This is a genomic window from Hydrogenophaga sp., assembly GCF_050182545.1.
Taxonomy (GTDB): Bacteria; Pseudomonadota; Gammaproteobacteria; order Burkholderiales; family Burkholderiaceae_C; genus Hydrogenophaga.
In genome coordinates, this window is the sequence record NZ_JBFXCD010000002.1 from 242,407 (window position 1) to 267,569 (window position 25,163).

Here is a 25,163-nt window from a genome sequence, read left to right on the forward strand (position 1 = left end):
TTCAGCCCATGCCGGGCAGCTTGGGCATGCCCTTCATGCCGCCCATGCGCTTCATCATCTTCATCATGCCGCCGCCCTTCATCTTCTTCATCATGTCCTGCATCTGTTCGAATTCCTTGAGCAGCCGGTTCACGTCCTGAACCTGCACGCCCGCGCCGGCGGCGATGCGGCGCTTGCGCGTGGCCTTGATGATCTCGGGCTTGCGGCGCTCCTTGAGCGTCATGCTGCAGATGATGCCTTCCTTGCGCTTGATGTCCTTCTCGGCGCGGTTCATGTCGACCTCGCCGGCCTTGGCCGCCATCGCGGCGGGCAGTTTGTCCATCAGGCTGGAGAGCCCGCCCATCTGCTTCATCTGGCGGATCTGCTCGAGGAAGTCGTTGAGGTCGAAACCTTCGCCGCTCTTGACCTTGGCGGCGAGCTTCTGCGCCGCGGCCATGTCGACGCCGGCCGTGACCTGCTCCACCAGCGCCAGGATGTCGCCCATGCCCAGGATGCGTTGTGCATGGCGCTCGGCATCGAACACTTCGAGCCCGTCGATCTTTTCCGACACGCCCGCGAACTTGATCGGCGCACCCGTGATGGCGCGCACCGAGAGCGCTGCGCCACCGCGCGAGTCGCCGTCGGTCTTGGTCAGGATGATGCCGGTCAGGGGCAGCGCGTCCTTGAACGCCTTGGCGGTGTTGACCGCGTCCTGGCCCTGCATGGCGTCGACCACGAACAGCGTCTCCACAGGCTTGAGGACTGCATGCAACTCCTGGATCTCGCGCATCAAGGCTTCATCGATGGCCAGGCGACCGGCGGTGTCGACCAGCAGCACATCGAAATAGTGGCGGCGCGCATGGTCGATGGCCGCGCGCGCGATATCGACCGGCTTCTGATCGGGCGTGCTGGGGAACCACTCGGCGCCGGCCTGTGCGGTCACGGTCTTGAGCTGCTCAATGGCGGCCGGGCGGTACACGTCGCCCGAGACCGTGAGAACCTTCTTCTTGCGCTTCTCGATCAGGTGCTTTGCCAGCTTGGCCGTGGTGGTGGTCTTGCCCGCGCCCTGCAGGCCGGCCATGAGGATGACCGCCGGCGGCTGCGCCGCCAGGTTGATGTCGGCGACGCCGTCGCCCATGGTCGCGGCGAGCTCGCGGTTGACGATGCCCACCAGCGCCTGCCCGGGCGTGAGCGAACCCACCACCTCCTGGCCGAGCGCTTTCTCCTTCACGCGGGCGATGAAGTCGCGCACCACCGGCAGCGCGACGTCGGCCTCCAGCAGCGCCATGCGCACCTCGCGCAGCATGTCGGTGACGTTGCTCTCGGTGATGCGGGCCTGGCCGCGCATTTCCTTGACGATGCGTGAGAGACGGTCTGAAAGGGCTGATGCCATGCTGCGCTCGTGTGGGGGAGGAAGGGGCGGAAAGCCGCCCCGGGCGGGCCGTCGGACGGGCGGTTGGGCCGGCGGACCGGCGGCGTCTGGCCGGGCGGGGCCGTTAAACTGTGTGGATGATTTTAGCTGCGCCCTCCGCACGCTCGCCCGGCGCACCATGCCCCCGATGAGCCTGATGCCCGCACTCGCCTCCCCCCTGCCCGCGGCCGTGCTCTCGGGCTGCGCGGCTTTGACCTATGCGGTGCTGGCCTGGGTCCACCCAAGAATTTCCGTGCCGCAGAGCCGCAGCCTGCTGGGCCTGGCCTGGCTGCTGCACTTGGTGGTGCTGCTGGTCGGCCTGTTCGAACAGCCCGCGCGCTTCGGCTTCGCGCCCGCGCTCTCGGTCACCGCGTGGCTGGTGCTCACCGTGTACCTGGTGGAGAGCCGCCTCTACCCGCAACTGCGCGCGCGCTGGACGCTCGCGGTGCTGGGCACGGTCGCGGTGCTGCTGGCCTGGATCTTCCCGGGCACCCACTACCCGGCGCTTGGCTCGGCCCTGATGCCCCTGCACTGGGCACTGGGCATTGCGTCCTACGGCCTGATCGCCGCGGCCGTGGTGCACGCATGGCTGATGCAGCGCGCGGAGAAGGCCATGCGCCTGGGCAACGCGAGCGAGACGGCCATGCCATTGCTCACGCTGGAGCGACTGACCTTCCGTTTCGTGGCGGCGGGCTTTGTGCTGCTCAGCGCCACCCTGCTGGCGGGCTGGTACTTCTCGGAGACCCTCAACCACCGCTGGGTCTGGGACCACAAGACCACGTTCTCGGTGCTGTCGTGGCTCACCATGGGCGTGCTGCTCTGGGGGCGCTGGCGGCTGGGCTGGCGTGGCAGGGTGGCCGTGCGCATGCTCTACCTGGCCGCAGGCCTGCTGCTGCTGGGCTATGTCGGCTCGCGCTTCGTGCTCGAGGTTCTGCTGCAACGCGGCTGAATCGCCCCGCCATGAAATACCTCCTTGTCCTGGCCGTGGTGATCGTGGCCTTCTATGTGTGGCGCAACAACCGCCTGGGTGACCAGTCGGAGGCCGCGCGAAAGGCCCCACCCCAACCGGGTCGGCCCAAGGTGCCCACCGTCATGGTGGCATGCCGCCAGTGCGGCACGCACCTGCCCGAGAACGAGGCGGTGCAGGGTAGGCAGGGCGTCTACTGCAGCGCCGAGCACCGGCGCCTGCTCGAGGACTGACATGGGCAGGGACGTCAGTTCGCAGTTCGCGCCGTCCTGGTACTCGGCCTTCGAGGGCAGCCACACCCAGGGTCGCGAACAACGCATGCGTGCTTTCGTGCGCTTGTGGCGGGCCTTCATGCGCGCTCGCGTCTTCATTGCCACGGTGCTGCTGGCGATGCAGGTGTTCATGGTGGTCTCCAAGGCCGACAGCACGGGCTGGCTGGTGCTGCTGTGCTCGCTGCACCTGTGCTCCACACTGGTGGTGCTTTACGCTTGGCGTCCCGTTGAACAGGGACGTCTGCTGCAATTGCAATGGCTGGTGACCATCGGCGTGGACGTGGTGGTGTTCGCCGTGCTGCAGACTTTTCAGGCCACCAGCATCAATTACACGGCGCTGTTCGCGCTGCCGGTGCTGCTGGCCTCCATCCTGGGACCGCTCATCCTGGCCCTGGCCACGGCCGCGGGCGTGACGCTCTACCTGCTGGGCGAGGCAGCGCTGAGCGCCACCTTGTTTGGCGACCTGTCGACCGCGCGTTTCCTGCAGGCGGGTTTGACCGGCACCGGCTTTTTTCTGGTCGCCGCACTGGCCAATCAGCTGGCGATCCGGCTGGCGCGCGAGGAGGCCGTGGCTGCCAGCAGCCAGGCTGCCGCGCGCGCGCAGGCGCAGGTGAACGAACTCGTCATCGAGAGCCTCACGGTGGGCGTGCTCGTGGTCGACCCGCACGGCGTGGTGCGCAACGCCAATCCCGCGGCGCAGGCCATGCTGCTCGGTCACTCATCCCCGCAGTCAACCAAGCTGCTGCTCTCGGCGCGGCCCAGTTGGCACCATCTGGCCCATATCGTGAACGAAACCTTCGCGATGGGCGAGGCGCTCGAGATGGAGACCACGATCAACAGCGAGGACGGGCCCAGCCAGCGCCTGCATGCGCGCACCCGCCTGACGGCACGACACGGGCGACGCGCGGGCCTGTGCGTGCTGTTCCTCGAAGATCTGCGCGAGGTCGAGGCACGGGTGCGCACCGAGAAACTGGCCTCGATGGGGCGTATGTCAGCGGCCGTGGCGCACGAGATCAGAAACCCCTTGTCGGCCATCACCCAGGCCAACGCACTGCTCGACGAGGAGGTACAGGCGCCTGCCCAGAAGCGCCTGACGCGCATGATTGAACAGAATGCCCAGCGGCTCTCGCGCATCGTGGACGACATCCTCAACGTGGCGCGCGCCCAGCCCAGCCAGGACCAGGCTTCCGCGCCCGCGCTGCCACTGGACCAGACGGTGCGCCAGATCACACACGAATGGGCACGGCAGAACCGGGCCGAACGCATTCTTGGCGTGCATGTGCACGCACCGGCGCTCCACATCGGCTTCGATCCCGAGCACCTGCGCCGGCTGCTGATCAATCTGCTGGACAACGCGCTGCGCCATGCCAGCGGCAAGCCGTCGTCGATCCGTGTCATCACGCAGCCCAGTGGTGGCGAACACATCCGCCTGTCGGTGTGGAGCGATGGCCAGGCACTCGAAGCCAGCGTCATGCGCCACCTGTTCGAACCCTTCTTCTCGTCTGAAAGCCGCTCCAGCGGCCTGGGTCTCTACATCTGCCGCGAGCTGTGCGAGCGCTACGGCGCGCAGATCGCCTACCGCCGCACCCGGCTGGACCAGCGCGAAGGCAACGAGTTCTATGCCCTGATCCCGTCCAAAGGGCCTGGCGCGAGTTCGAACCGCGAACCCACACAGCAAAGCCTGCCCTACCCCGGCGACTCCGTGGCCACGCGCACCGTGCAGTACGGCGGCCCGATGTCCGGCGACGCGCCGCTGGCCACCCGCTGACCCCCGCGCCCGGACCGATGCCCAGCACACCGAATGCCGCCTCCGTTCTGGTCGTCGACGACGAACCGGATCTGCGCACGCTCTACGAACTCACCCTGCTGCGCGAAGGCCATGCGGTGGTGGCGGCGTCCGACCTCACCCAGGCCCGCGAATGGCTGGCCCAGCAGCGCTTCGACGTGCTGATATCGGACATGCGCCTGCCCGACGGGCTTGGCCTGGAATTGCTACGCGAACTCACCGAAGCCCAGCGCGAGGAGAAGTGCATCGTCATCACCGCCTATGGTTCCGCGGAGAACGCCGTGGAATCGCTCAAGGCGGGCGCTTTCGACTACCTCACAAAACCGGTGGACCTCAAGCAACTGCGCAGCGCGGTGACCGCTGCCCTGCAGAGCCAGCGCGGACCGCTGGCGGCTGGCGCCACCGGCGGCGTGCCGGGCGGCGCTGGCAATGGGGCCGTCGCCGATGCGCCGCGCAAGCCCACCATGGCCGCCAGTGGTGCGGCATCCCTGCGGCGCATCGTCGGCCACTCCCCGAGCATCGTGCAGATCAAGGCACGCATTGAAAAAGTGGCATCGAGCATGGCGCCCGTGCTCATCCTCGGCGAATCCGGCACCGGCAAGGAACTGGTGGCGCGCGCGGTGCACGACTGCAGCCACCGCAGCGCGGGGCCGTTCGTCGCCGTCAATTGCGGCGCCATTCCGGAAAACCTCATCGAGGCCGAATTCTTCGGTGCCCGCAAGGGCGCTTACACAGGGGCCACCGCCGACCGCGAGGGCTATTTCCAGGCGGCACGTGGCGGCACCTTGTTCCTCGACGAAATCGGTGACTTGCCACTGGCGATGCAGGCCAAGCTGTTGCGGGTGATCCAGGAGCGCCGCGTGCGGGCGCTGGGCGGTGTGCAGGAGGAGGCGGTCGACGTGCGGCTGGTCAGCGCCACGCACCGCGACCTCAGCGCTCTGGTGCAAGGCGGCAGCTTCCGGCAGGACCTGTTCTACCGCCTCAACGTGATCGCCCTGCGCACGCCGGCATTGCGCGAACGCCGCGACGACCTGCCAGGACTGGTGCAAGCGCTGCTCGACCGCCTGTGCGCCGAGTCCGGTCAGGAAGTCCCGGATGTCTCGCCACGCGCACTCGCGTGGCTGCAGTCGCGCGAGTTGCCCGGCAACGTGCGCGAACTCGAAAATCTGTTGCAGCGCGCCCTGGCACTGAGCAGTGGCGATGCGCTCGAACCCGAGGATTTCGGCGAAGTCGAAGACGACGATGAAGTCCCCACCCAGCCTGACGAATTGCCCCCGACCGACGGGCCCGCGTCGCCCACCTCGGGGCCGCCCGCGGAAATTCCCGCCGACCTGCAGACCTACCTGGACGAACAGGAACGGCAGGTGCTGCTCAAGGCGCTGCGCGAGTGCGACTTCAACCGCACCGCGGCGGCGGCCCGCCTCGGCCTGAACCTGCGACAGATGCGCTACCGCATCCAGCGCCTGGGCATCTCCATGCCGTCCGACGATGAAGATCCCGCCTGATTCGGCCCCTGAGCAGGCGCTATGGACGGATGGCTGGTTGCGTGGCGCGCGACACTGCCCTTCGCCCAACTTCGGTCCAAGACCCGACGGAACACGCGTCGATCTCATCGTCATCCACTCCATCAGCCTGCCGCCGGGCGTGTATGGCGGCCCGGAAGTGGAGCAGCTCTTCACGAACCGACTGGACTGGAACGCCCACCCCTATTTCGAACGCATCCGCGGCATCGAGGTGTCGGCGCACTTCTTCGTGCGGCGCGATGGCGAGCTGCTGCAATTTGTCGATGTGGACGCGCGCGCATGGCACGCTGGCGCGTCCTGCTGGCGTGGCCGCGACAACTGCAACGACCACTCCATCGGCATCGAGCTCGAAGGCCTTGAAGGCGGGCACTTCGAGGACAAGCAGTACGCGACGCTGACCCGCCTGTGCCGGCAACTTGCGCAGCGCCATCCCATCGCGCATGTGGCGGGTCACGAGCACATCGCACCTGGCCGAAAGCAGGACCCGGGCCCGGGTTTTGACTGGCGCCGTCTGCGAGATGACCTGGGCTGGGCGGATGCCTGTTTCCCCCATGACACACTGCGCCACGACGCGCCGTCCAGCGGGCTCTGAACCGCGCCAGAACGACGCAGGGTCCGCGGACCTTGCAACGACGCGCCCGCCGGTGGCAAAACGGGCCACAGTGCGCACGTGCACTGCAGTCCCGCATGCAAACGCAGACGGAGCGCCCACTCACCGGCATCCGGCCTCCGCCGCGAGGTTGCTCAGTCACCGCGCTTTTCCTGCCTCGTGAAATGTGCGCGGCACAACCGGGCTGAAGTTTTCTGGAAAACGCTACCTGTAGTGGCTTGAATGGGGCTTGCACACCAGATATAGTGTGCTCCGTGAGTTTCGGAAATCCCCCTGCCCTGCGTCGATCCACCCGGCCCCTTGCCAGGCAGGTAAACCTGTTGACGCCCTGCGGCCTGCGCTGATACCGACACCCCCGTCCCCCGCACTGCCACCGGACAACGCGCACCCGATGCAGTGACCACACAACAAATGAAAGAGGAACCATGCTGACCGCTTCCCCCATCACCCCTTCATCCACCGCTTCGCTGAAGTCCCCCTCCGGCTCCCCGGTGGCGGTTCCGCTGGCCGCGAGCAGCTCGGTTTTTTCGCACTACCAGATCATCCGCCGCAACGGTGCCGTGGTGCCGTTCGAGCCCGGCAAAATTGCCGTGGCCCTGATGAAAGCCTTCCTGGCCGTGCACGGCACCCAGGGCGCGGCTTCGGCCAGCGTGCGAGAAACCGTCGATACGTTGACCCAGAACGTCGCCCGCGCGCTGATGCGTTCGCGCCCGGGTGGTGGCACCTTCCATATTGAAGACGTGCAGGACCAGGTCGAACTCGGCCTGATGCGCAGCGGCCACCATGAGGTCGCACGCGCCTACGTGCTCTATCGCGAGCGCCGCACCCAGGAGCGCGCCCACCAGGCAGAAGCGGCGCAGCCGGCCGAGGCCACTTTGCATGTGATCGACGGCGGCCAGCGTGTGCCGCTCGACCTGCAGCGCCTGCAGGGCCTGATCGCCGCGGCCTGCAGTGGCCTTGGCCAGGACGTCCAGGCCGAGCCCATCGTGGCCGAAACCAAGCGCAACCTGTATGACGGCGTGCCCATGGAAGAGGTCTACAAGGCTTCCATCCTGGCCGCACGCACGCTGATCGAGAAGGACCCCGATTACACCTACGCCACCGCGCGCCTGCTGCTGCACACCATCGTCAAGGAAGTGATGGGCGAGGAAGTGCCCACCGCGGAGATGGGCGCGCGCTACGCCGACTACTTCCCGCAGTTCATCAAGAAAGGCGTGGACAACGACCTGCTCGACGAAAAGCTGCTGCAGTTCGACCTGGCCCGCCTCGGTGCCGCACTCAAGCCCGAGCGGGACCTGCAGTTCGATTACCTCGGCCTGCAGACCCTGTACGACCGCTACTTCCTGCACGTGCGCAAGACCCGCATCGAGCTGCCGCAATCCTTCTTCATGCGCGTGGCCATGGGCCTGTCGCTCAACGAGATCGACCGCGAAGCCCGCGCCATCGAGTTCTACGAGGTCCTGTCCTCTTTCGACTTCATGTCCTCCACCCCCACGCTGTTCAACAGTGGCACGCTGCGCTCACAGCTCTCCAGCTGCTACCTGACCACCGTGCCCGACGACCTCGACGGCATCTACGAGTCCATCAAGGAAAACGCCCTGCTGTCCAAGTTCGCGGGTGGCCTGGGCAACGACTGGACGCGCGTGCGCGCCCTGGGCAGCCACATCAAGGGCACCAACGGCGAGTCGCAAGGCGTCGTGCCCTTCCTCAAGGTCGTCAATGACACGGCGGTCGCGGTGAACCAGGGCGGCAAGCGCAAGGGCGCGGTCTGCACCTACCTGGAAACCTGGCACCTCGACATCGAGGAATTCCTGGAGCTGCGCAAGAACACCGGCGACGACCGCCGCCGCACGCACGACATGAACACGGCGAACTGGATTCCCGACCTGTTCATGAAACGTGTGATGGAAAAGGGCGAGTGGAGTCTGTTCTCGCCCAACAGCGTCCCTGACCTGCACGACAAGTTCGGCGCCGATTTCGAGAAGGCCTACCTGTCCTACGAAGAGCGCGCATCACGCGGCGAGATCAAGCCCTACCGCAAGGTCCCCGCCAGCGACCTGTGGCGCAAGATGCTCTCGATGCTGTTCGAGACCGGCCACCCCTGGATCACCTTCAAGGACGCCTGCAACGTGCGCAGCCCGCAGCAACACGCCGGCGTGGTCCACAGCTCCAACCTGTGCACGGAGATCACGCTCAACACCAGCGACACTGAAACCGCCGTGTGCAACCTGGGTTCGGTCAACCTGCTCAACCACGTCAAGCGCGGCGACGACGGCACCAAGCTGCTCGACCACGAGAAGCTGCAGGCCACGATCAAGACCGCCATGCGCATGCTCGACAACGTGATCGACATCAACTACTACGCGGTCAAGAAGGCGCGCGACTCCAACATGCGCCACCGCCCGGTGGGCCTGGGCGTGATGGGCTTCCAGGACGCGCTGTACGAACTGCGCATTCCCTACGCATCGACCGAAGCGGTGGACTTTGCCGACCGCTCGATGGAAGCCGTCTGCTACTACGCTTACTGGGCCTCCACCGAACTCGCCCGCGAGCGCGGCCGCTACGCCAGCTACCGTGGCTCGCTGTGGGACAAGGGCATTCTCCCGCCCGACACGCTGGACCTGCTGGCGCGCGAGCGCGGTGGCTATGTCGACGTGGACCGCTCGAGCAGCCTGGACTGGGACGCGCTGCGCAAGAAGATCGCGGCCGACGGCATGCGCAACTCCAACTGCGTGGCCATCGCACCCACCGCCACCATCTCCAACATCATCGGCGTGGACGCGTCCATCGAGCCCTGCTTTGGCAACCTCTCGGTCAAGTCCAACCTGTCGGGTGAGTTCACCGTCATCAACAGCTATCTGGTGAAGGACCTCAAGCGTCTGGGTCTGTGGGACGACGTGATGGTCATGGACCTCAAGCACTTCGACGGTTCGCTGCGCCCCATCGACCGCGTCCCGCAGGAGGTGAAGGCGCTGTACGCCACCGCCTTCGAGGTCGAACCGCTGTGGCTGGTGGAAGCCGCGGCGCGGCGCCAGAAGTGGATCGATCAGGCGCAGAGCCTGAACATCTACATGGCCGGCGCGTCGGGCAAGAAGCTCGACGACACCTACAAGCTCGCCTGGCTGCGCGGCCTCAAAACCACGTACTACCTGCGCACCACTTCGGCGACACAGATCGAGAAGTCGACGGGCCGCACAGGTCAGCTCAATGCGGTGTCACTCAACCCCGCCAGTGTGGTCACGACCGCCACCGCGCCCGTGGAAACGGAGCCCGCGACCGACATCAAATTCTGTGCAATCGACGACCCGGGTTGCGAAGCATGTCAGTGATCGGAATCGACATGAGCGCAATTTGCATGCGGTCCATCGAATGCAATTCGATGCAACACCGCAACACAAATTGCGTGCATTGCGCCTGATCACTTTGCATTTCATGCAGACACTTTGATAATCCGAACATTGGAAACCTCTATGTTGACCTGGGACGAACACATCACGCCCTCATCGAAGCCAGCGAACAGCCCACTGCCCTCCGGCGCGTCGGGCCTGCAAGCCGCACTGTCCTCATCGTCAGGTGAGCGCACTCTCTCCTCTCCCGCTTCGATCAACTCAGCGACCATCCCGCAAACCGCCGCAGTGCCTGCTGCGCGCCGCATCAACGTCGCCGACAAGCGCATCATCAATGCGCAGACCGACGTCAACCAGTTGGTGCCGTTCAAGTACAAGTGGGCCTGGGAAAAGTACCTTGCCACCTGCGCCAACCACTGGATGCCGCAGGAAGTGAACATGAGCCGTGACATCGCGCTCTGGAAGGACCCCAATGGCCTGACCGAGGACGAGCGCCGAATCGTCAAGCGCAACCTCGGTTTCTTCGTCACCGCCGACTCGCTCGCCGCCAACAACATCGTGCTGGGCACCTACCGGCATATCACCGCGCCCGAGTGCCGCCAGTTCTTGCTGCGCCAGGCCTTTGAAGAAGCGATCCACACGCACGCCTACCAGTACATCGTGGAGTCGCTGGGTCTGGACGAGTCCGAGATCTTCAACGCCTACAACGAAGTCCAGTCGATCCGCGACAAGGACCAGTTCCTGATCCCCTTCATCGAGGCGATCATGGACCCGAATTTCCACACAGGCACGCCCGAGACCGACCAACGCCTGCTCAAGAGCCTGATCGTCTTCGCCTGCCTGATGGAAGGCCTGTTCTTCTATGTCGGCTTCACGCAAATCCTGGCGCTGGGCCGCCAGAACAAGATGACCGGTGCTGCCGAGCAGTACCAGTACATCCTGCGCGACGAATCCATGCACTGCAATTTCGGTATCGATCTGATCAATGCGATCAAGATGGAGAACCCGATGCTGTGGACCAGCGAATTCAAGGCCGAAATCAAGGAGTTGTTCCTCAAGGCCGTCGAACTCGAATACCGATATGCCGAGGACACCATGCCACGCGGCGTGCTCGGCCTCAATGCATCCATGTTCAAGGGCTATCTGCGCTACATCGCCAACCGGCGCGCCACGCAGATCGGCCTGGAGCCCCTGTTCCCGAACGAAGAAAACCCGTTCCCCTGGATGAGCGAGATGATCGACCTCAAGAAGGAACGCAATTTCTTCGAAACCCGGGTGATCGAATACCAATCCGGCGGCGCACTTTCCTGGGATTGATGCCACGCCACCGCAGCCGCATTGCCCATACCGAACCACTACATGTATTTCGTTCAATCAAGACCCAGCCCACAACGCCTCGGCGTTGGTGACTGGGTCTTGTCACAGGATTCAGTGCCTTGGGGCCTACCGTGGATGCATCCACAGGACCCCAGGGTGTTGAATCACTTCAGCGGCAACAAGGCTGGCTGAAGTGCTCTTTGCAACTTGATCAAGGAGAAAACAATGGCAACTGCGAAAAAAGCCCCGGCCAAGAAGGCCGCTGCGAAGAAGGCCGCTCCGGCCAAGAAGAAAGCTGTCGCGAAGAAAGCGCCGGCGAAGAAGGCGGCTCCGGCCAAGAAGAAGGCGCCTGCAAAGAAGGTCGCCGTGAAGAAGGTCGCGGCCAAGAAGGCACCGGCGAAGAAGGCTGCGGCCAAGAAGGCACCTGCGAAGAAGGTCGCCGTCAAGAAAGCACCGGCGAAGAAGGCCGCTGCGAAGAAGGCACCGGCGAAGAAGGCTGCGGCCAAGAAGGCACCTGCGAAGAAGGTCGCCGTCAAGAAAGCACCGGCGAAGAAGGCCGCTGCGAAAAAGGCGCCTGCCAAGAAGGCACCTGCGAAGAAAGCCGCTGCGAAAAAGGCGCCTGCCAAGAAGGCCGCCCCTGCGAAAAAGGCAGCCCCAGCAAAAAAAGCTGAGCCGGCCAAGAAGCCGGCGGCCCCTGCTGCACCTGCGGCGCAGACGAAGCTCAACCCTCAGGCAGCCTGGCCGTTCCCCACGTCCAGCAAGCCCTGAAGTTCTCGTTGAGATGACCTGCAGCCCGGCGCGAAAGCGCCGGGCTTTTTCGTTTCAGATGGTGTAGTTCTGGCCGCCGCGACTCGCGATCTTCGTCGCACCCATGCGGTTGCCGAGCTCAGCGCAGCGCTGCAGCGGCCAACCCTGCTCCAGACCATGCAGCAGCGCGGCGCGAAAAGCATCACCACATCCGGTCGGATCCACAATCGACGTGGCGGCCACGCCAGCAATCCGTGTTTTTTCGGTGCCATCCCACACGTCACAGCCCTCGGCGCCCAGCGTGACGATGAGACCACGCACCTGCGCGGCGATCGAATCCAGCGTGAGCCCAGTGCGGTCGCAGAGCATCTGTGCCTCGTAATCATTGAGCGTGACCCAACTGGCCAGCGCAATGAACTGCCGCAGCTCCTCTCCGTTGAACATGGGTAGGCCTTGTCCAGGATCGAACACAAAGGGCACGCCGGCGTCGTGCAGCTGGCGCGCATGTGTGAGCATGGCGTCGCGCCCATCGGGTGAAATGATGGCCACGGCGATGTCACCGCGCGGCGGCACCGGGTTGTCGTGCGCCATCGACATCGCACCCGGGTGGAATGCGGTTATCTGGTTGTTGTCGCGGTCGGTCATGATCATGGCCTGCGCGGTGTAGCTCTCACCCACGCTGGACACATGGCTCACATCCACGCCCAGGGCGCGCAGGCGGTCCAGGTATTCGCCACCATCATTGCCGAGTGTGGCCAGGGGCACGGCCTGGGCACCGAGCTGGCGCAAACCGTAGGCGATGTTGCCGGCACACCCGCCATATTCGCGGCGCAGACCAGGCACAAGGAAAGACACATTGAGGATGTGCAGCTGACTGGGGAGTATCTGTTCGGCAAAGCGACCCTCAAAGGTCATGATGGTGTCAAAGGCCAGCGAACCACAAACAAGAATGGGCATGGACGTATTCCAGGGTCAGGGGTAGAAAACCAGGGCGCGGTAGCCCGCCATGGGCGTGGATTCGCCCAGGGCGAGGGAGAGTCGGAAATTCACAGTGACCGAACCACCCGCAGGCAGCACGGCAGGCGCATCGGGCCATTCCGAAGGCAGGAACACGCGGCGCGATATCACCTGGTCAGCAATGTCGGTGAGGCTCAGTTCCAGCGCCGGCACCGCCAGCGGCATGGACGCGGTGTTCTTCAGCACAAGATCGAACGAGTAGAAATTGCCGAGCCGACGCACCAGGGCCGTGCTGTCGATGACGATGTCGTCGATGCGGCGCACCGGCGCCACGGTGCAGCCCAGGTGCTCGCACGCCTGCACGAGCAGCGGCTGCAAGTCGGGCCGCCACGCGGCCAGCCTGTCGCGCTCCTGCAAGGCCCATTGCGCAGCCAGCAGCGCGGCCAGCACCAGCACACACAGCGAGAGCAGAATCCGCATGCCAGGTGACTGCCAGAATGCCTCTCGGCGAGCCTGTCGCACAAAGCCGGGTTCGATGATGGGCACCTCCAGCTCGCTGTCCACCACGCCGGAGGACAGGACGTCGCGCGGGGCGGGCGCTTCTGGAATGGCGCCTGCCTCCATTGCGACCACTTCGCTGCTGCTCACGACCGCACCGGTGCCCGCCGCGCTCAAGCGCCCCAGGCCGGCGGCGAACCGCTCCAGTTCGGTTTGAAAGTCAGACTCCTCGGCATCTGGTGGCTCCTCCGACTCGATCACCTCGGCGCCCTCGGGTGGCGGCAGGGTTTCGACAGCGTGCTCGCCAATTGCCTCGTCATCATCCCAGGTGGGGTCGGCACGCGCCGACACGTCGCCCGGCAGCCCGCCCAGCACCGCATCCTGCGCCTCAGGTGATGGTGCGAGTTCCGGGTCGGAGCGCACCTCGGGTTCAGGCGCGGCTTCGACGAAATCCTCGGGCGTGCTCTGGGAGCCTGGCGGTATCCAGGGCTGCAGGTACAAGGTGGCGTCGAACACGTCGGCGCAATGACCACAACGCACCCAGCCTTCGGAAATCTTCAGTTGATCGGCGACGACCCTGAACATCGTTCCGCACGCGGGGCAACGGGTGGTGAAACTCATGCGCCGATTATCGCGGGCGCTGCCCGAGGTCTCAGGCCTTGACCGCAGTCATGAGAATCCAGCCGTCCTCTTCGTCGCTGACCTGCAACGCGACCCACGGCGCGTAGGCCTCGATCAGCTCATCGGCCTGGCGCGCCAGGATGCCCGCGAGCACCAGTTGGCCCCCAGGGCGCACATGCGCGCACAACAGGGGCGCGAGTACCTTGAGCGGTGTGGCCAGAATGTTCGCCAGCACCAGGTCGTGCTCACCTTGCGCGAGACCGGGCAACCCGGTCGCCAGCACCGCGTGATTGGCCTCGGCGTTGAGCCGCGTCGACTCCACCGCCGCCGGATCGATGTCCACCGCGACGATGTCGCGCGCGCCGTGTTTGGCCGCGCCGATGGCGAGGATGCCGGAACCGCAGCCATAGTCGAGCACGCGCGGCCCCACCGGCGCATGCCTTGCGGTCCAGCGCAGGCACATGCGGGTGGTGGGATGGGTACCTGTGCCGAAGGCCAGGCCGGGGTCGAGACGGATGACCTCGCGTGCCGCGGCGGGCGGCTCGTGCCAGGTCGGCACGATCCAGAAGCTGGGCGTGATCTCGACCGGGTCGAACTGCGACTGCGTCAGACGCACCCAGTCCTGATCGGGCACAGCGCGCACGCCCTGCACGACACAACCCTCAAAAAACTCCTGTACCTGCAGCAGACGGGCCGCGTCACGCGCCGCCGCATCGGTGGGAAACAGCGCAACCACACGGGACCTCTGCCACCCTTCTTTTGGGGGCGGCATGCCGGGCTCGCCAAACAGCGCCGACTCGGCGTCGGTCATCGCGTCGGCGTCCTCCACCGAGACGCTGAGTGCGTCCAGCGCCACCATCGCGTCGCTCACATCGTCCACGGCCGCTTCGGGCACCAGCAGCACCAGCTCGAACAGCGACCCGACCGGTGGCTGGGTCGGCGCGGATGCGTCAGCGTTCACGTTGGGAGAGCCACTCTTCCAGATAGTGGATGTTGGTGCCCCCGGCAACAAAGCTCGCGTCCACCATCAGCTCGCGATGCAGCGGCACGTTGGTCTTGATGCCTTCGATCACCGTCTCGGCCAACGCCGTGCGCATGCGCGCCAGCGCCTGTTCACGCGTGTCGCCGTGCACGATGAGCTTGCCGATCATCGAATCGTAGTTGGGTGGCACGAAGTAGTTGGCATAGGCGTGCGAGTCGACCCGCACCCCGGGTCCTCCCGGTGCATGCCAGGTCGTGATGCGCCCGGGCGAGGGCGTGAACTTGTAGGCATCCTCTGCGTTGATGCGGCACTCGATGGCGTGGCCGCGCAACTGGATCTGGCGCTGCGTAAATGGCAGCTTCTCGCCCGCTGCCACGGCAATCTGCGTGCGCACGATGTCGATGCCGGTGATCCATTCGGTGACCGGATGTTCCACCTGCACACGCGTGTTCATCTCGATGAAATAGAACTCGCCGTTTTCGAACAGGAACTCGAAGGTACCCGCCCCGCGGTAGCCGATCTTCTTGCAGGCCGCCGCGCACCGCTCACCGATCTTCTCGATCAGGCGGCGCGGAATGCCCGGTGCCGGCGCTTCCTCGATCACCTTCTGGTGACGGCGCTGCATCGAGCAGTCGCGCTCGCCCAGATAAACCGCATTGCGGTGCTGGTCAGCCAGGATCTGGATTTCGATGTGCCGTGGATTCTGGAGAAATTTCTCCATGTACACCTCGGGATTGCCGAAGGCCGCGCCAGCTTCTGCCTTGGTGGTCTGCACGGCGTGCAGCAGGGCCGCCTCGGTGTGAACCACGCGCATGCCCCGCCCACCGCCGCCGCCAGCGGCCTTGATGATCACCGGGTAGCCCACGGCCTTGGCTGTGCGCTTGATGATCACCGGGTCGTCGGGCAGCGCACCTTCGGAGCCTGGCACGCAGGGCACGCCCGCACGGATCATGGCCTGCTTGGCCGAGACCTTGTCGCCCATGGTACGGATTGAATCCGGCGTCGGGCCGATGAAGGTGAAGCCGCTCTTCTCGACGCGTTCGGCGAAGTCGGCGTTTTCCGACAGGAAACCGTAGCCTGGATGAATGGCCTCGGCGTCCGTCACCTCGGCCGCCGAGATGATGGCCGGCATGTTGAGATAGCTGTGCGCGCTCGATGCCGGGCCGATGCAGACCGCCTCGTCGGCCAGGCGCACGTACTTGGCGTCCCGGTCCGCTTCGGAATACACCATCACTGCCTTGATGCCCATTTCCCGGCAGGCGCGCTGGATGCGCAGCGCGATCTCTCCCCGGTTGGCAATCAGGATTTTCTTGAACATGGGCTCGGGGCCTTCTTTATTCGATCACGTACAAAGGCTGGCCGTACTCCACGGCCTGACCGTTCTCGACCAGGATCTGGGTCACGGTGCCGGATTTGTCGGCTTCGATTTCGTTGAGGATCTTCATCGCCTCAACGATGCAGATGGTCTCGCCCTCCTTGATGCTGTCGCCCACTTCCACAAAGGGCTTGGCGCCCGGGCTCGATGCGCGGTAGAAGGTGCCGACCATCGGAGACTTCACGGTGTGGCCCGAGGGCGCCGCAGGGGTCGGGGACACCACGGGCGCTGGAGCGACTTCCACCGCCGGTGTCACCGACGGCGTGACGGGCGCAGGCGCCATGCTGTAGGTCACGGGTGCGGCGGCCACCACAGGCGCGCTCTTGACGATGCGCACCTTGCCTTCGGCCTCGGTGATTTCCAGTTCGGACACGTTCGACTCGGACACCAGGTCGATCAGTGTCTTCAGTTTTCTTAAATCCATGATTTCTCCAACGAAGTTCGGTCAAGTTGATTTAAAAGCATTCAACTTCATCGAATTGAGGCCGTATCAACCCGCCGGGGTGCCGCAGTGTACACGATAGAACCGGCTGGACAAGCCGCTGTGCAATGGGCTGACAACCGTCTCGGGCTGGACGGTTGCATGAGCATTTGAGAGAGAAGTGGGAATTTACCCCTTTTTGACGGCGTCTTGCGGTGGCTTGACGAAAGGCGGGCCGCCCTTGCAGCACCCGGTCACTGAACACAGTGCGGCCATCAACCCAAGGCGGCCCACTGCGTCAGGTCGCCCTCGGACACCTTGCCGATCTTGCGATGCAACAGCGCACCGGACGCGCCGAACACCACACTGAAGGGCAAGGCCCCCGTCGCGTTGCCCAGACTGCGACTGAGTTCGGTGCCTGCGAAACCGGCCATGCCGACAGGAAAGTTCAACGGCAGTTTCTGCATGAAGCCTCGGACAGCACCGGCCTGATCCACAGCCAGGCCCAGCACCTGCCAACCCCGGGCCTTGTGGGCCAGGTGGAAGGCATTGAGCAAGGGAAGTTCCTCCACGCATGGTGGGCACCAAGTGGCCCAGAAGTTCACGAGCAGAGGGCGCCCCAGGAAATCGGCGACACGCACCACCTCGCCATTCGGACCATCGTAGGCACCGGCCCAGAAAGCGGCTTCGGCCCCGCCCGGCACCGCTTGCGGCTGCAGCCTGCGCCACGAGAGCCAACCGCCCGCGGCGGCGGCGGCCACTGCGATGCCGCCCATCCAGAGAGTGCGGCGTGTCGGCATCACGCCCCCTCCTCGCCAGCCTGCGAGATCAAGTGGCGCAGCGAGGCTGCGTCGCCACGCGGCTTGCGGCCCTGTGCGTCGGGCCTGAGCGCCCCACGCAGGTCATCGTGCCCATGCACCATGAGATGCACCAGCGTCCACTGGCTCAGCGCCTCGCACCGGGTGCGCAGCGTCAGCGCCTCCACCGGTTCACCCCGCCATCCGTTGACAGTACCGGGGTGGTATTCCACCCGATGATCGAGCAGGGTCCATTCGGGCGCTTTGGGGTCATCGCAGAAAAGCTGTAGATAGATATCGCTGTGGCGGGTGGCCGTCCCGTGCCAGACCGCGCCACCCACGTGCGGACGGAAAGTCTGCAGGCGCTCCATCCAGACCAGTGCGAGCTCCCTCAGGGCCCGCAGTTCGACCGCCTGGGACTCAGGGCAGAACACCGCGATGTCCTCTCGCACCGCGGCATCGAGAACGGCGTTGTCGGGCAGCGGCGTGCGTGCCGGCAGGCCCATCTGTTTCACGGCGCGGCGCTTGGCTGCCGCGTATTCCAGGCCATCCTCGACCACCAGGCGGGCGGCCACGGCTGCAATTTCCAGGGTGATCTCGTCTCGACTGGCATTCATGCGGGGATTGTGCCTGCCGAGCGGGCAGCGCGCGTTGCGCCACCCCCATACCCGCAAGGGCGCAAGGTACGCCCCCTAGAATCCCGGGATGCACATCCACATTCTGGGCATTTGCGGCACCTTCATGGGTGGCCTGGCCGCCCTGGCGCGCGAAGCAGGCCATCGCGTGACCGGCTGCGACGCCGGCGTCTATCCGCCCATGAGCGACCAGCTCCGCGCACTTGGCATTGAGCTCATCGAAGGCTTCGGCGCCGACCAGATGGCCCTCCAGCCCGACGTGTTCGTGGTCGGCAACGTGGTGAGCCGGGCCCGTGCGGCCGACGGCACACCAAAGTTCGCGCTGATGGAAGCCATCATGGACAGCGGCGCGGCCTACACCAGCGGGCCGCAGTGGCTGGCCGAACATGTGCTGCAGGGGCGGCACGTGCTGGCGGTCGCCGGCACCCATGGCAAGACCACCACCACCGGCATGCTGACCTGGATTCTGGAAGCCAATGGCCTGCAGCCCGGCTTCCTCATCGGCGGTGTGCCGATGAACTTTGGTGTGTCGGCGCGCCTGGGACAGGGCCAGGTCTTCACCATTGAAGCCGATGAGTACGACACCGCGTTCTTCGACAAGCGCAGCAAGTTCGTGCACTACCGTCCGCGCACCGCGATCCTGAACAACCTCGAGTTCGACCACGCCGACATCTTCGACAACCTGGCCGCCATCGAGCGCCAGTTCCACCACCTGATCCGCACCGTGCCAGGCAATGGCCGCGTCGTCGTCAATGGGTTGGAAGAAAGCCTGGAACGCGTGCTGCACAAAGGCCTGTGGAGCGAGCTGCGCAGCTTCGGCGCTGCGGTGAGCGATTTCACCGCGCGCGGCGAGCCGCACGCCTTCGATGTGCTGCACCAGGGTCAGCCCGTCGGGCGAGTGGAGTGGGCGCTCACAGGCGTGCACAACCAGCTGAACGCTTTGGCGGCCATCGCCGCCGCCGAGCATGTGGGTGTGTCACCGGTCGATGCGGCGCGCGCACTGGGGTCCTTCGAGAACGTTCGACGCCGTATGGAAGTGCGCGGCATGGTCCCGCGCGCGGGCGGTGAGATCACGGTTTACGACGACTTCGCTCACCACCCCACCGCCATCCGCACCACGCTGGATGGTCTGCAGCGCCGGCTCGGCAGCCCGCGCGGGCGCATCCTGGCGGTGTTCGAGCCCCGCAGCAACACCATGAAGCTGGGCACCATGAAGTCGCAATTGCCCTGGAGTCTGGAGGCCGCGGACCTCGCCTTCTGCCACGCCGGCGGGCTGGACTGGGACGCCGCCGAAGCGCTGGCGCCGATGGGCGCTCGCGCGCAGGTGGGCCGCAACATCGACGAGCTGGTGGCGCAGGTGACAGCGGCCGCCCGGCCCGGTGACCACATCGTCTGCATGAGCAACGGCGGCTTCGGCGGCGTGCACGAACGCCTGCTCCAGGTGCTGGCCGCCTGAAGGGATCCGCCTATCCAGGGCACCCGCTGAACCGGCTTTGCCGGGCCGCCAGATGCGCCCCCTTGAGGGGGTCGCGCGCAGCGCGGCGGGAGTGGCTCTCTAATACGTCAGCAACTGCTTCGGCACGTCCACGGACACCACCGGCTTGGCAAGGGCCGCGCTGGCGGCGCGCGCAAATGCCATGGCCCACGGACGGTGGGCCGCATCGCGGAACCGGCCCTCACCGGCGGCTTCCGCCACGCACAGGATCTTGTCGGCCGTGAGCACCTTGCCGGTAGGCCGGATTGGCTCGCAGCCCAGGAAGGTGAACTGCTCGTCGAGCCAGCTGCGGGCCAGGTCGTGCGGCATGGGCTGCACCTCTTCGAGATCAAAGCGGTAGGTGGCGGGTTCGCCCCAACTCACGGTGACTTGGCTGCGCATGCGTGGTTCTCCTGATCAATCCGCGCATTGTGGACCGCGCGCCATGCGCGATCCACCCCGTGAAAGCCCGATGGCCGCGTCAGACCCGCGCGCGGCGCGCGGAGAGCACCGCGCCCGACAGCACGTCCAGCGCCTGCAGCGAGTCGCCCCAGCCGAGGCAGGCGTCGGTGATGCTCTGGCCATACTTGAGCCCACCCACCGCGTCCTTGCCGGGAGTGAACTTCTGCGCACCGGCTTCGATGTGGCTCTCGATCATCACGCCGAAGATGCTGCGCGAGCCACCGGCGATCTGCGCAGCAATGTCGCGCGCCACATCGAGCTGCTTCTCGTGCTGCTTGCTGCTGTTGGCGTGGCTGCAGTCCACCATCAGGCGCGGCGCCAGCTTGGCGGCTTCGAGCTCCTTCACCGACGCGGCCACGCTGGCGGCGTCGTAGTTGGGCGCCTTGCCGCCGCGCAGGATGACGTGGCAGTCTTTGTTGCCATTGGTCTGCACGATGGCGACCTGGCCATTCTTGTGCACCGACAGGAAGTGATGGCCGCGCGAGGCTGCCTGAATGGCGTCGGTGGCGATTCTGATGTTGCCGTCGGTGCCGTTCTTGAAGCCGATGGGTGCCGACAGGCCCGAGGCCAGTTCGCGGTGCACCTGGCTCTCGGTCGTGCGCGCGCCAATCGCGCCCCAGGCAATCAGGTCGCCGATGTACTGCGGCGAGATCACATCCAGGAACTCGCTGCCGGCCGGCAGCCCCAGGCGGTTGATTTCGATCAGCAGCTGGCGCGCAATGCGCAGCCCCTCGTCGATGCGGTAGCTCTCGTCGAGGTACGGGTCGTTGATCAGGCCTTTCCATCCCACGGTGGTGCGTGGCTTCTCGAAATAGACCCGCATCACGATCTCCAGCGTGTCGGCGTACTTCTCGCGCAGCGGCTTGAGGCGGCGCGCGTAGTCGACTGCGGCGACCGGGTCGTGGATGGAGCAGGGTCCGATCACGACCAGCAGGCGGTCGTCCTTGCCATGCAGGATGTCGTGGATGCGCTTTCGCGTGCGGCTGATGAGCGCTTCCACCGGCGTGCCGCCGATGGGGAAGAATCGGATCAGGTGTTCGGGAGGCGGCAGCACGGTGATGTCCTTGATGCGTTCGTCGTCGGTCTGGCTGGTCTTGTCGACGGGACGGGCATGCCAGGCATCGCTGCTGGCGGGGGCATTCTTGGCGGTCATCGCAGGGCTCCTGAGTGGGTTTGCACGAAAAACTGGAAGGACGAAAAAAAACCGCCGGGCTTGGAGCTCCGGCGGTTTGATCGAGATTCGGTGATGCGCTTACAGCCTCGCCTCTCGTCCGCCGGGGACCGAGAACCAGAAATAAAAGGCAAAAAAGGCGAAGCGCGAAGACATGGGGTCGAAATGTAGCACAGCAGGTTTCAGGCGGTGCCGCCGACGGTCAGGCCATCGATGCGCAGCGTCGGCTGGCCCACGCCCACCGGCACGCTCTGGCCTTCCTTGCCACAGGTGCCCACGCCGCTGTCGAGCTTCATGTCGTTGCCGATCATGCTCACGCGGGTCAGTGCGTCCGGCCCGTTGCCCACCAGCGTGGCACCCTTCACCGGGTACTGAATCTGGCCGTTTTCCACCCAGTACGCCTGGCTGGCCGAGAAGACGAACTTGCCGCTGGTGATGTCGACCTGGCCGCCGCCGAAGTTGGTGGCGTACAGGCCCTTCTTGATGGAGGCCACGATCTCTTCGGGCGCCTTGTCGCCACCGAGCATGTAGGTGTTGGTCATGCGAGGCATCGGCACGTGGGCGTAGCTCTCGCGCCGGCCGTTGCCGGTGGGCTTGACGCCCATCAGGCGTGCGTTCATCGCGTCCTGGATGTAGCCACGCAGGATGCCGTCCTCGATCAGCACGTTCTTCTGCGAGGTGTGGCCCTCGTCGTCCACGTTGAGCGAGCCTCGGCGATCGGCGATGGTGCCATCGTCGAGCACGGTCACGCCCTTGGCCGCCACACGCTGCCCGATGCGGCCGGCAAATGCGCTGGACCCCTTGCGATTGAAGTCGCCCTCCAGGCCATGACCCACCGCCTCGTGCAGCAGGATGCCCGGCCAGCCCGAACCCAGCACCACCACCATCTCGCCAGCCGGCGCAGGCCGGGCATCGAGGTTGGTGAGGGCGTAGGAAACGGCCTCGTCCACGTAGGACTGCACCAGGGCGTCGTCGAAGTACGCCAGGCCGAAACGGCCTCCCCCGCCTGATGAACCGGACTCGCGTCGGCCCGACTGCTCGGCGATGACGGTGACCGAGAGGCGGATCAACGGGCGCACGTCGGCGGCCAGCGTACCGTCGGCGCGCGCCACCAGCACCACGTCGTGCTCGGCCGCCAGGCCCGCCATGACCTGCTTGACGCGCGGGTCCTTCGCCTTGGCCAGCCGTTCCACCTTTTCCAGCAACGCCACCTTGGCGGTGCTGTCAAGTGTGGCGATCGGGTCCAGCCCCGGATAAAGCGAGCGCGATTTGGGCACCTTCACCGCCGGCACGCGCGCCTTGCGGGTCTGACCCTGCGCGGAGATGGAACGCACCGTGTGCGCGGCGTCGAGCAACGAGTCCCAGGACAGGTCATCGGAGTAGGCAAACGCCGTCTTCTCGCCGCTGACGGCGCGCACGCCCACGCCCTGATCGATGCTGAAGCTGCCGGTCTTGACGATGCCCTCCTCCAGGCTCCAGCCTTCGCTGCGCGTGGTCTGGAAGTACAGGTCGGCGTCGTCCACGCCGTGCGACATGATCTCGCCCAGCGCGCGCTGCAGGTGCGAAGGGCTCAGGCCGAAGGGTTCGAGCAGCAGGCTTTCGGCGGTGGCCAGACGGGCCAGGGTGGGTTCGCGTGAAATCATCGGGCCATTGTAAGAAGCAACGGCAATTTTGCTCGCCTCAGGGTCTTGGCGCCACCCTGCGCAACAGCGAGAACAGGGCCGCGTCGTCCAGATCGGCCATGCCGGCGTCATGGGCATCGACGAACACCTGCGCGGCGCGCCCGCCCAGCGGACCTTCAAAACCCGCGGACCGGCCAGCCGCCACCGCCAGCCGTGTGTCCTTCTCCAGCAGGGTCACGTGAGCGCGCGGAGCGAAGTCGCCCGCCACCGCACGGCGCATGCGATCGAGGCCGATCCAGCTCTGGCCACTGGAGCGTTCGATCACGTCCAGCGTGGTCGACAGGTCCAGCCCCATGCGTTCGGCCATCGCCAGCGCCTCGGCCGCGCCCACCAGGTTGATGCCGGCCAGCAGATTGTTGACCAGCTTGGTGCGCGCACCGTCGCCGACGCGTTCGCTCACGCGCATCACGTTGTCGGAAAGGGCCGCCAGAAGGCCGGCGTGGCGCTCCACCACCGGCCCGGGCGCGGCCACCATCAGGCTCATGCGGCCATCGCGAGCGCGCTGCGGGCCGCCGGACATCGGTGCGTCGATGCAGTCCACGCCCTGCAAACCCAGCCGCTCGGCGATGCGCTCCACATCTTCGGGTGCGACCGTCGGGCACAGCAGCACGGCCTGCCCCGCCTGCAGCGCGGTGGCGGCGCCATGGGCACCCCACAGCACCTCGTCACACTGCAAGGCGTCCACCACCACCAAGATCAGCGCGCTGTTCGCACCGAGTGCGCGCGCTGCGTCCTGCGGCGTTGCCGCGAGCGCGGCGCCGGCGGCGCGGGCCTGCCGCTGGCGCAGGGGGTCGGGGTCGCACACCGTCACCGGCCAACCGGCTGCGCACAGGCGCTCCACCATGGCGCCGCCCATGTTGCCCGCGCCCACCACCGACACGGCTTCCAGGGCGCTCATCGGAGTACCTTCGCCCTGCGGGCTGCGGTGCGAGCTTGCTTGGGAGCGGCCCGGCGCGACGCTCATGACTGCATCAATCGCTTGGACTTGGCCACCGACATCAGAATGCCCAGGCCCACGCCCAGGGTCACCATGGCGGTGCCGCCATAGCTCACAAACGGCAGCGGCACGCCCACCACCGGCAGGATGCCGCTGACCATGCCCATGTTGACGAAGGCGTACACGAAGACGTTGAGCGTGATCGCGCCGGCCAGCAGGCGCGAGAACTGCGTCGGCGCCTCCAGCGCGATCACCAGGCCGCGCAGGATCAGGAAGATGAAGCCGGCCATCAGTACCAGCGTACCCACCAGACCGAACTCCTCGGAAAAGGCGGCATAGATGAAGTCGGTCGTGCGTTCGGGAATGAATTCGAGATGGGTCTGCGTGCCCTGCATGAAGCCCTTGCCCCACACCCCGCCCGACCCAATGGCGATCATGCCCTGGATGATGTGGAAGCCCTTGCCCAGCGGGTCCTTCGATGGATCGAGCAGCGTGCAGACGCGCTGGCGCTGGTACTCGTGCAAGATCTGCCAGTCCACCCCGGGCGCGCACATCTGCGGCTCCATGGCAATCAGCGTGACGATGCCGACCGCGCCAAGCAGCACCGGCGGCAGGATGAGCTTCCAGCTCAGCCCGGCAAAGAAGATCACGAACAACCCAGATGACACCACCAGCAAAGAGGTGCCCAGGTCGGGCTGCTTGAGGATCAGCGCCACCGGCAGCAGCAGCAGGATGCCGGCCACCACGAAATCGAGCGGCTTGAGGTGTCCCTCGCGCCGGTGGAACCACCAGGCCAGCATGAGCGGCATGGCGATCTTCATGAGCTCGCTGGGCTGGATGACGGTGACGCCCACGTCCAGCCAGCGCTGAGCGCCCTTGCGCTCGATGCCGAACAGCGCCACCGCCAGCAGCAAGGCCACACCCACCGCGTACATGGGCAGCGCCAGGCTCATCAGCCGCTGTGGCGGCACCTGGGCCACCAGGAACATCAGGGCCACCGCGATCAGCATGTTGCGCGCGTGCATGGCGAACCGGGTGCCGTGGTCGAAACCCACGGAATACATGGTGAGCAGCCCAGCGCCCGCCATCAGGACGACCGCGAACAGAAGCGGCAAGTCAAAGCCCTGAAAGATCGGAGCGATGCGTTGCAGCAGGGAGGGTTTGTCGAACACGACGGCCATGGCGCCCGATT

22 protein-coding genes are annotated in these 25,163 nt (G+C 65.8%); 9 read left to right on the forward strand and 13 right to left on the reverse strand.

Going from position 1 to position 25,163, the window contains the following annotated elements; translation table 11 throughout:
- Position 1: 1 nt before the first annotated feature.
- Positions 2–1,372 carry a signal recognition particle protein gene (ffh, locus tag AB7P10_RS03225; protein ID WP_428292399.1) on the reverse strand — a complete coding sequence of 457 codons (1,371 nt, stop codon included), beginning with the start codon at positions 1,370–1,372 and terminating at the stop codon, positions 2–4.
- A gap of 157 nt (positions 1,373–1,529) precedes the next feature.
- Between ffh and AB7P10_RS03230 the strand changes: the two genes are divergently transcribed.
- The 8 genes from AB7P10_RS03230 to AB7P10_RS03265 all read left to right on the forward strand — a co-directional run bounded on the left by AB7P10_RS03230 (position 1,530) and on the right by AB7P10_RS03265 (position 11,980).
- A complete protein-coding gene (locus AB7P10_RS03230) occupies positions 1,530–2,339 on the forward strand; it encodes a cytochrome C assembly family protein (protein WP_428292400.1) in 810 nt (269 codons plus the stop codon).
- Positions 2,340–2,350: 11 nt separating this feature from the next.
- Positions 2,351–2,590 carry a PP0621 family protein gene (locus AB7P10_RS03235; RefSeq protein ID WP_428292401.1) on the forward strand — a complete coding sequence of 80 codons (240 nt, stop codon included), beginning with the start codon at positions 2,351–2,353 and terminating at the stop codon, positions 2,588–2,590.
- A 1-nt stretch (position 2,591) separates the two neighbouring features.
- Complete coding sequence (locus AB7P10_RS03240) at positions 2,592–4,397, forward strand: sensor histidine kinase (protein WP_428292402.1); 1,806 nt, start codon at positions 2,592–2,594, stop codon at positions 4,395–4,397.
- 17 nt (positions 4,398–4,414) lie between these two features.
- On the forward strand, positions 4,415–5,920 hold the full coding sequence (locus AB7P10_RS03245) for a sigma-54-dependent transcriptional regulator (RefSeq protein ID WP_428292403.1): 1,506 nt from the start codon (positions 4,415–4,417) through the stop codon (positions 5,918–5,920).
- Positions 5,904–6,530, forward strand: a complete 627-nt coding sequence (ampD, locus tag AB7P10_RS03250; RefSeq protein WP_428292404.1) for a 1,6-anhydro-N-acetylmuramyl-L-alanine amidase AmpD — start codon at positions 5,904–5,906, stop codon at positions 6,528–6,530. Before AB7P10_RS03245 ends, ampD begins: the two co-directional genes overlap by 17 nt.
- Before the next feature lie 443 nt (positions 6,531–6,973).
- Positions 6,974–9,877, forward strand: a complete 2,904-nt coding sequence (locus AB7P10_RS03255; protein ID WP_428292405.1) for a ribonucleoside-diphosphate reductase subunit alpha — start codon at positions 6,974–6,976, stop codon at positions 9,875–9,877.
- A 141-nt stretch (positions 9,878–10,018) separates the two neighbouring features.
- Positions 10,019–11,212: a ribonucleotide-diphosphate reductase subunit beta gene (locus AB7P10_RS03260; protein WP_428292406.1), complete on the forward strand. Its 1,194-nt coding sequence runs from the start codon at positions 10,019–10,021 to the stop codon at positions 11,210–11,212.
- 225 nt (positions 11,213–11,437) lie between these two features.
- Positions 11,438–11,980 carry a histone H1-like DNA-binding protein gene (locus tag AB7P10_RS03265; protein ID WP_428292407.1) on the forward strand — a complete coding sequence of 181 codons (543 nt, stop codon included), beginning with the start codon at positions 11,438–11,440 and terminating at the stop codon, positions 11,978–11,980.
- 54 nt (positions 11,981–12,034) lie between these two features.
- Here the strand turns inward: AB7P10_RS03265 and AB7P10_RS03270 are convergent, their stop codons facing one another.
- From AB7P10_RS03270 to AB7P10_RS03300, 7 genes are all read right to left on the reverse strand, one after another.
- Positions 12,035–12,916 (reverse strand): carbohydrate kinase family protein, encoded by an 882-nt coding sequence (locus AB7P10_RS03270; protein WP_428292408.1) that lies wholly within the window; start codon positions 12,914–12,916, stop codon positions 12,035–12,037.
- Between the two features lie 15 nt (positions 12,917–12,931).
- A complete protein-coding gene (locus AB7P10_RS03275) occupies positions 12,932–14,035 on the reverse strand; it encodes a DUF3426 domain-containing protein (RefSeq protein WP_428292409.1) in 1,104 nt (367 codons plus the stop codon).
- Positions 14,036–14,066: 31 nt separating this feature from the next.
- Positions 14,067–14,951, reverse strand: a complete 885-nt coding sequence (prmA, locus tag AB7P10_RS03280; RefSeq protein WP_428292521.1) for a 50S ribosomal protein L11 methyltransferase — start codon at positions 14,949–14,951, stop codon at positions 14,067–14,069.
- A 34-nt stretch (positions 14,952–14,985) separates the two neighbouring features.
- Positions 14,986–16,335, reverse strand: a complete 1,350-nt coding sequence (gene accC, locus AB7P10_RS03285) for an acetyl-CoA carboxylase biotin carboxylase subunit (protein ID WP_428292410.1) — start codon at positions 16,333–16,335, stop codon at positions 14,986–14,988.
- A gap of 16 nt (positions 16,336–16,351) precedes the next feature.
- Positions 16,352–16,816, reverse strand: coding sequence for an acetyl-CoA carboxylase biotin carboxyl carrier protein (gene accB, locus AB7P10_RS03290; RefSeq protein WP_428292411.1), 465 nt, complete (start codon positions 16,814–16,816; stop codon positions 16,352–16,354).
- Positions 16,817–17,088: 272 nt separating this feature from the next.
- Complete coding sequence (locus tag AB7P10_RS03295; RefSeq protein ID WP_428292412.1) at positions 17,089–17,613, reverse strand: TlpA disulfide reductase family protein; 525 nt, start codon at positions 17,611–17,613, stop codon at positions 17,089–17,091.
- A complete protein-coding gene (locus AB7P10_RS03300; RefSeq protein ID WP_428292413.1) occupies positions 17,613–18,227 on the reverse strand; it encodes a hypothetical protein in 615 nt (204 codons plus the stop codon). Before AB7P10_RS03300 ends, AB7P10_RS03295 begins: the two co-directional genes overlap by 1 nt.
- An 88-nt stretch (positions 18,228–18,315) precedes the next feature.
- Between AB7P10_RS03300 and mpl the strand changes: the two genes are divergently transcribed.
- The gene (mpl, locus tag AB7P10_RS03305) at positions 18,316–19,701 is read left to right on the forward strand and encodes a UDP-N-acetylmuramate:L-alanyl-gamma-D-glutamyl-meso-diaminopimelate ligase (RefSeq protein WP_428292414.1); all 1,386 of its coding nucleotides are present in this window, start codon (positions 18,316–18,318) and stop codon (positions 19,699–19,701) included.
- Between the two features lie 99 nt (positions 19,702–19,800).
- Here the strand turns inward: mpl and AB7P10_RS03310 are convergent, their stop codons facing one another.
- From AB7P10_RS03310 to rodA, 5 genes are all read right to left on the reverse strand, one after another.
- Positions 19,801–20,121, reverse strand: a complete 321-nt coding sequence (locus AB7P10_RS03310; RefSeq protein ID WP_428292415.1) for a hypothetical protein — start codon at positions 20,119–20,121, stop codon at positions 19,801–19,803.
- 79 nt (positions 20,122–20,200) lie between these two features.
- Positions 20,201–21,334, reverse strand: coding sequence for a 3-deoxy-7-phosphoheptulonate synthase (locus AB7P10_RS03315; protein WP_428292416.1), 1,134 nt, complete (start codon positions 21,332–21,334; stop codon positions 20,201–20,203).
- A 200-nt stretch (positions 21,335–21,534) separates the two neighbouring features.
- Positions 21,535–22,995, reverse strand: coding sequence for a metalloprotease TldD (tldD, locus tag AB7P10_RS03320; protein ID WP_428292417.1), 1,461 nt, complete (start codon positions 22,993–22,995; stop codon positions 21,535–21,537).
- Positions 22,996–23,032: 37 nt separating this feature from the next.
- On the reverse strand, positions 23,033–23,932 hold the full coding sequence (locus AB7P10_RS03325) for an NAD(P)-dependent oxidoreductase (protein ID WP_428292418.1): 900 nt from the start codon (positions 23,930–23,932) through the stop codon (positions 23,033–23,035).
- Positions 23,933–23,994: 62 nt separating this feature from the next.
- Positions 23,995–25,152 carry a rod shape-determining protein RodA gene (gene rodA, locus AB7P10_RS03330; protein ID WP_428292419.1) on the reverse strand — a complete coding sequence of 386 codons (1,158 nt, stop codon included), beginning with the start codon at positions 25,150–25,152 and terminating at the stop codon, positions 23,995–23,997.
- Positions 25,153–25,163: the final 11 nt, after the last annotated feature.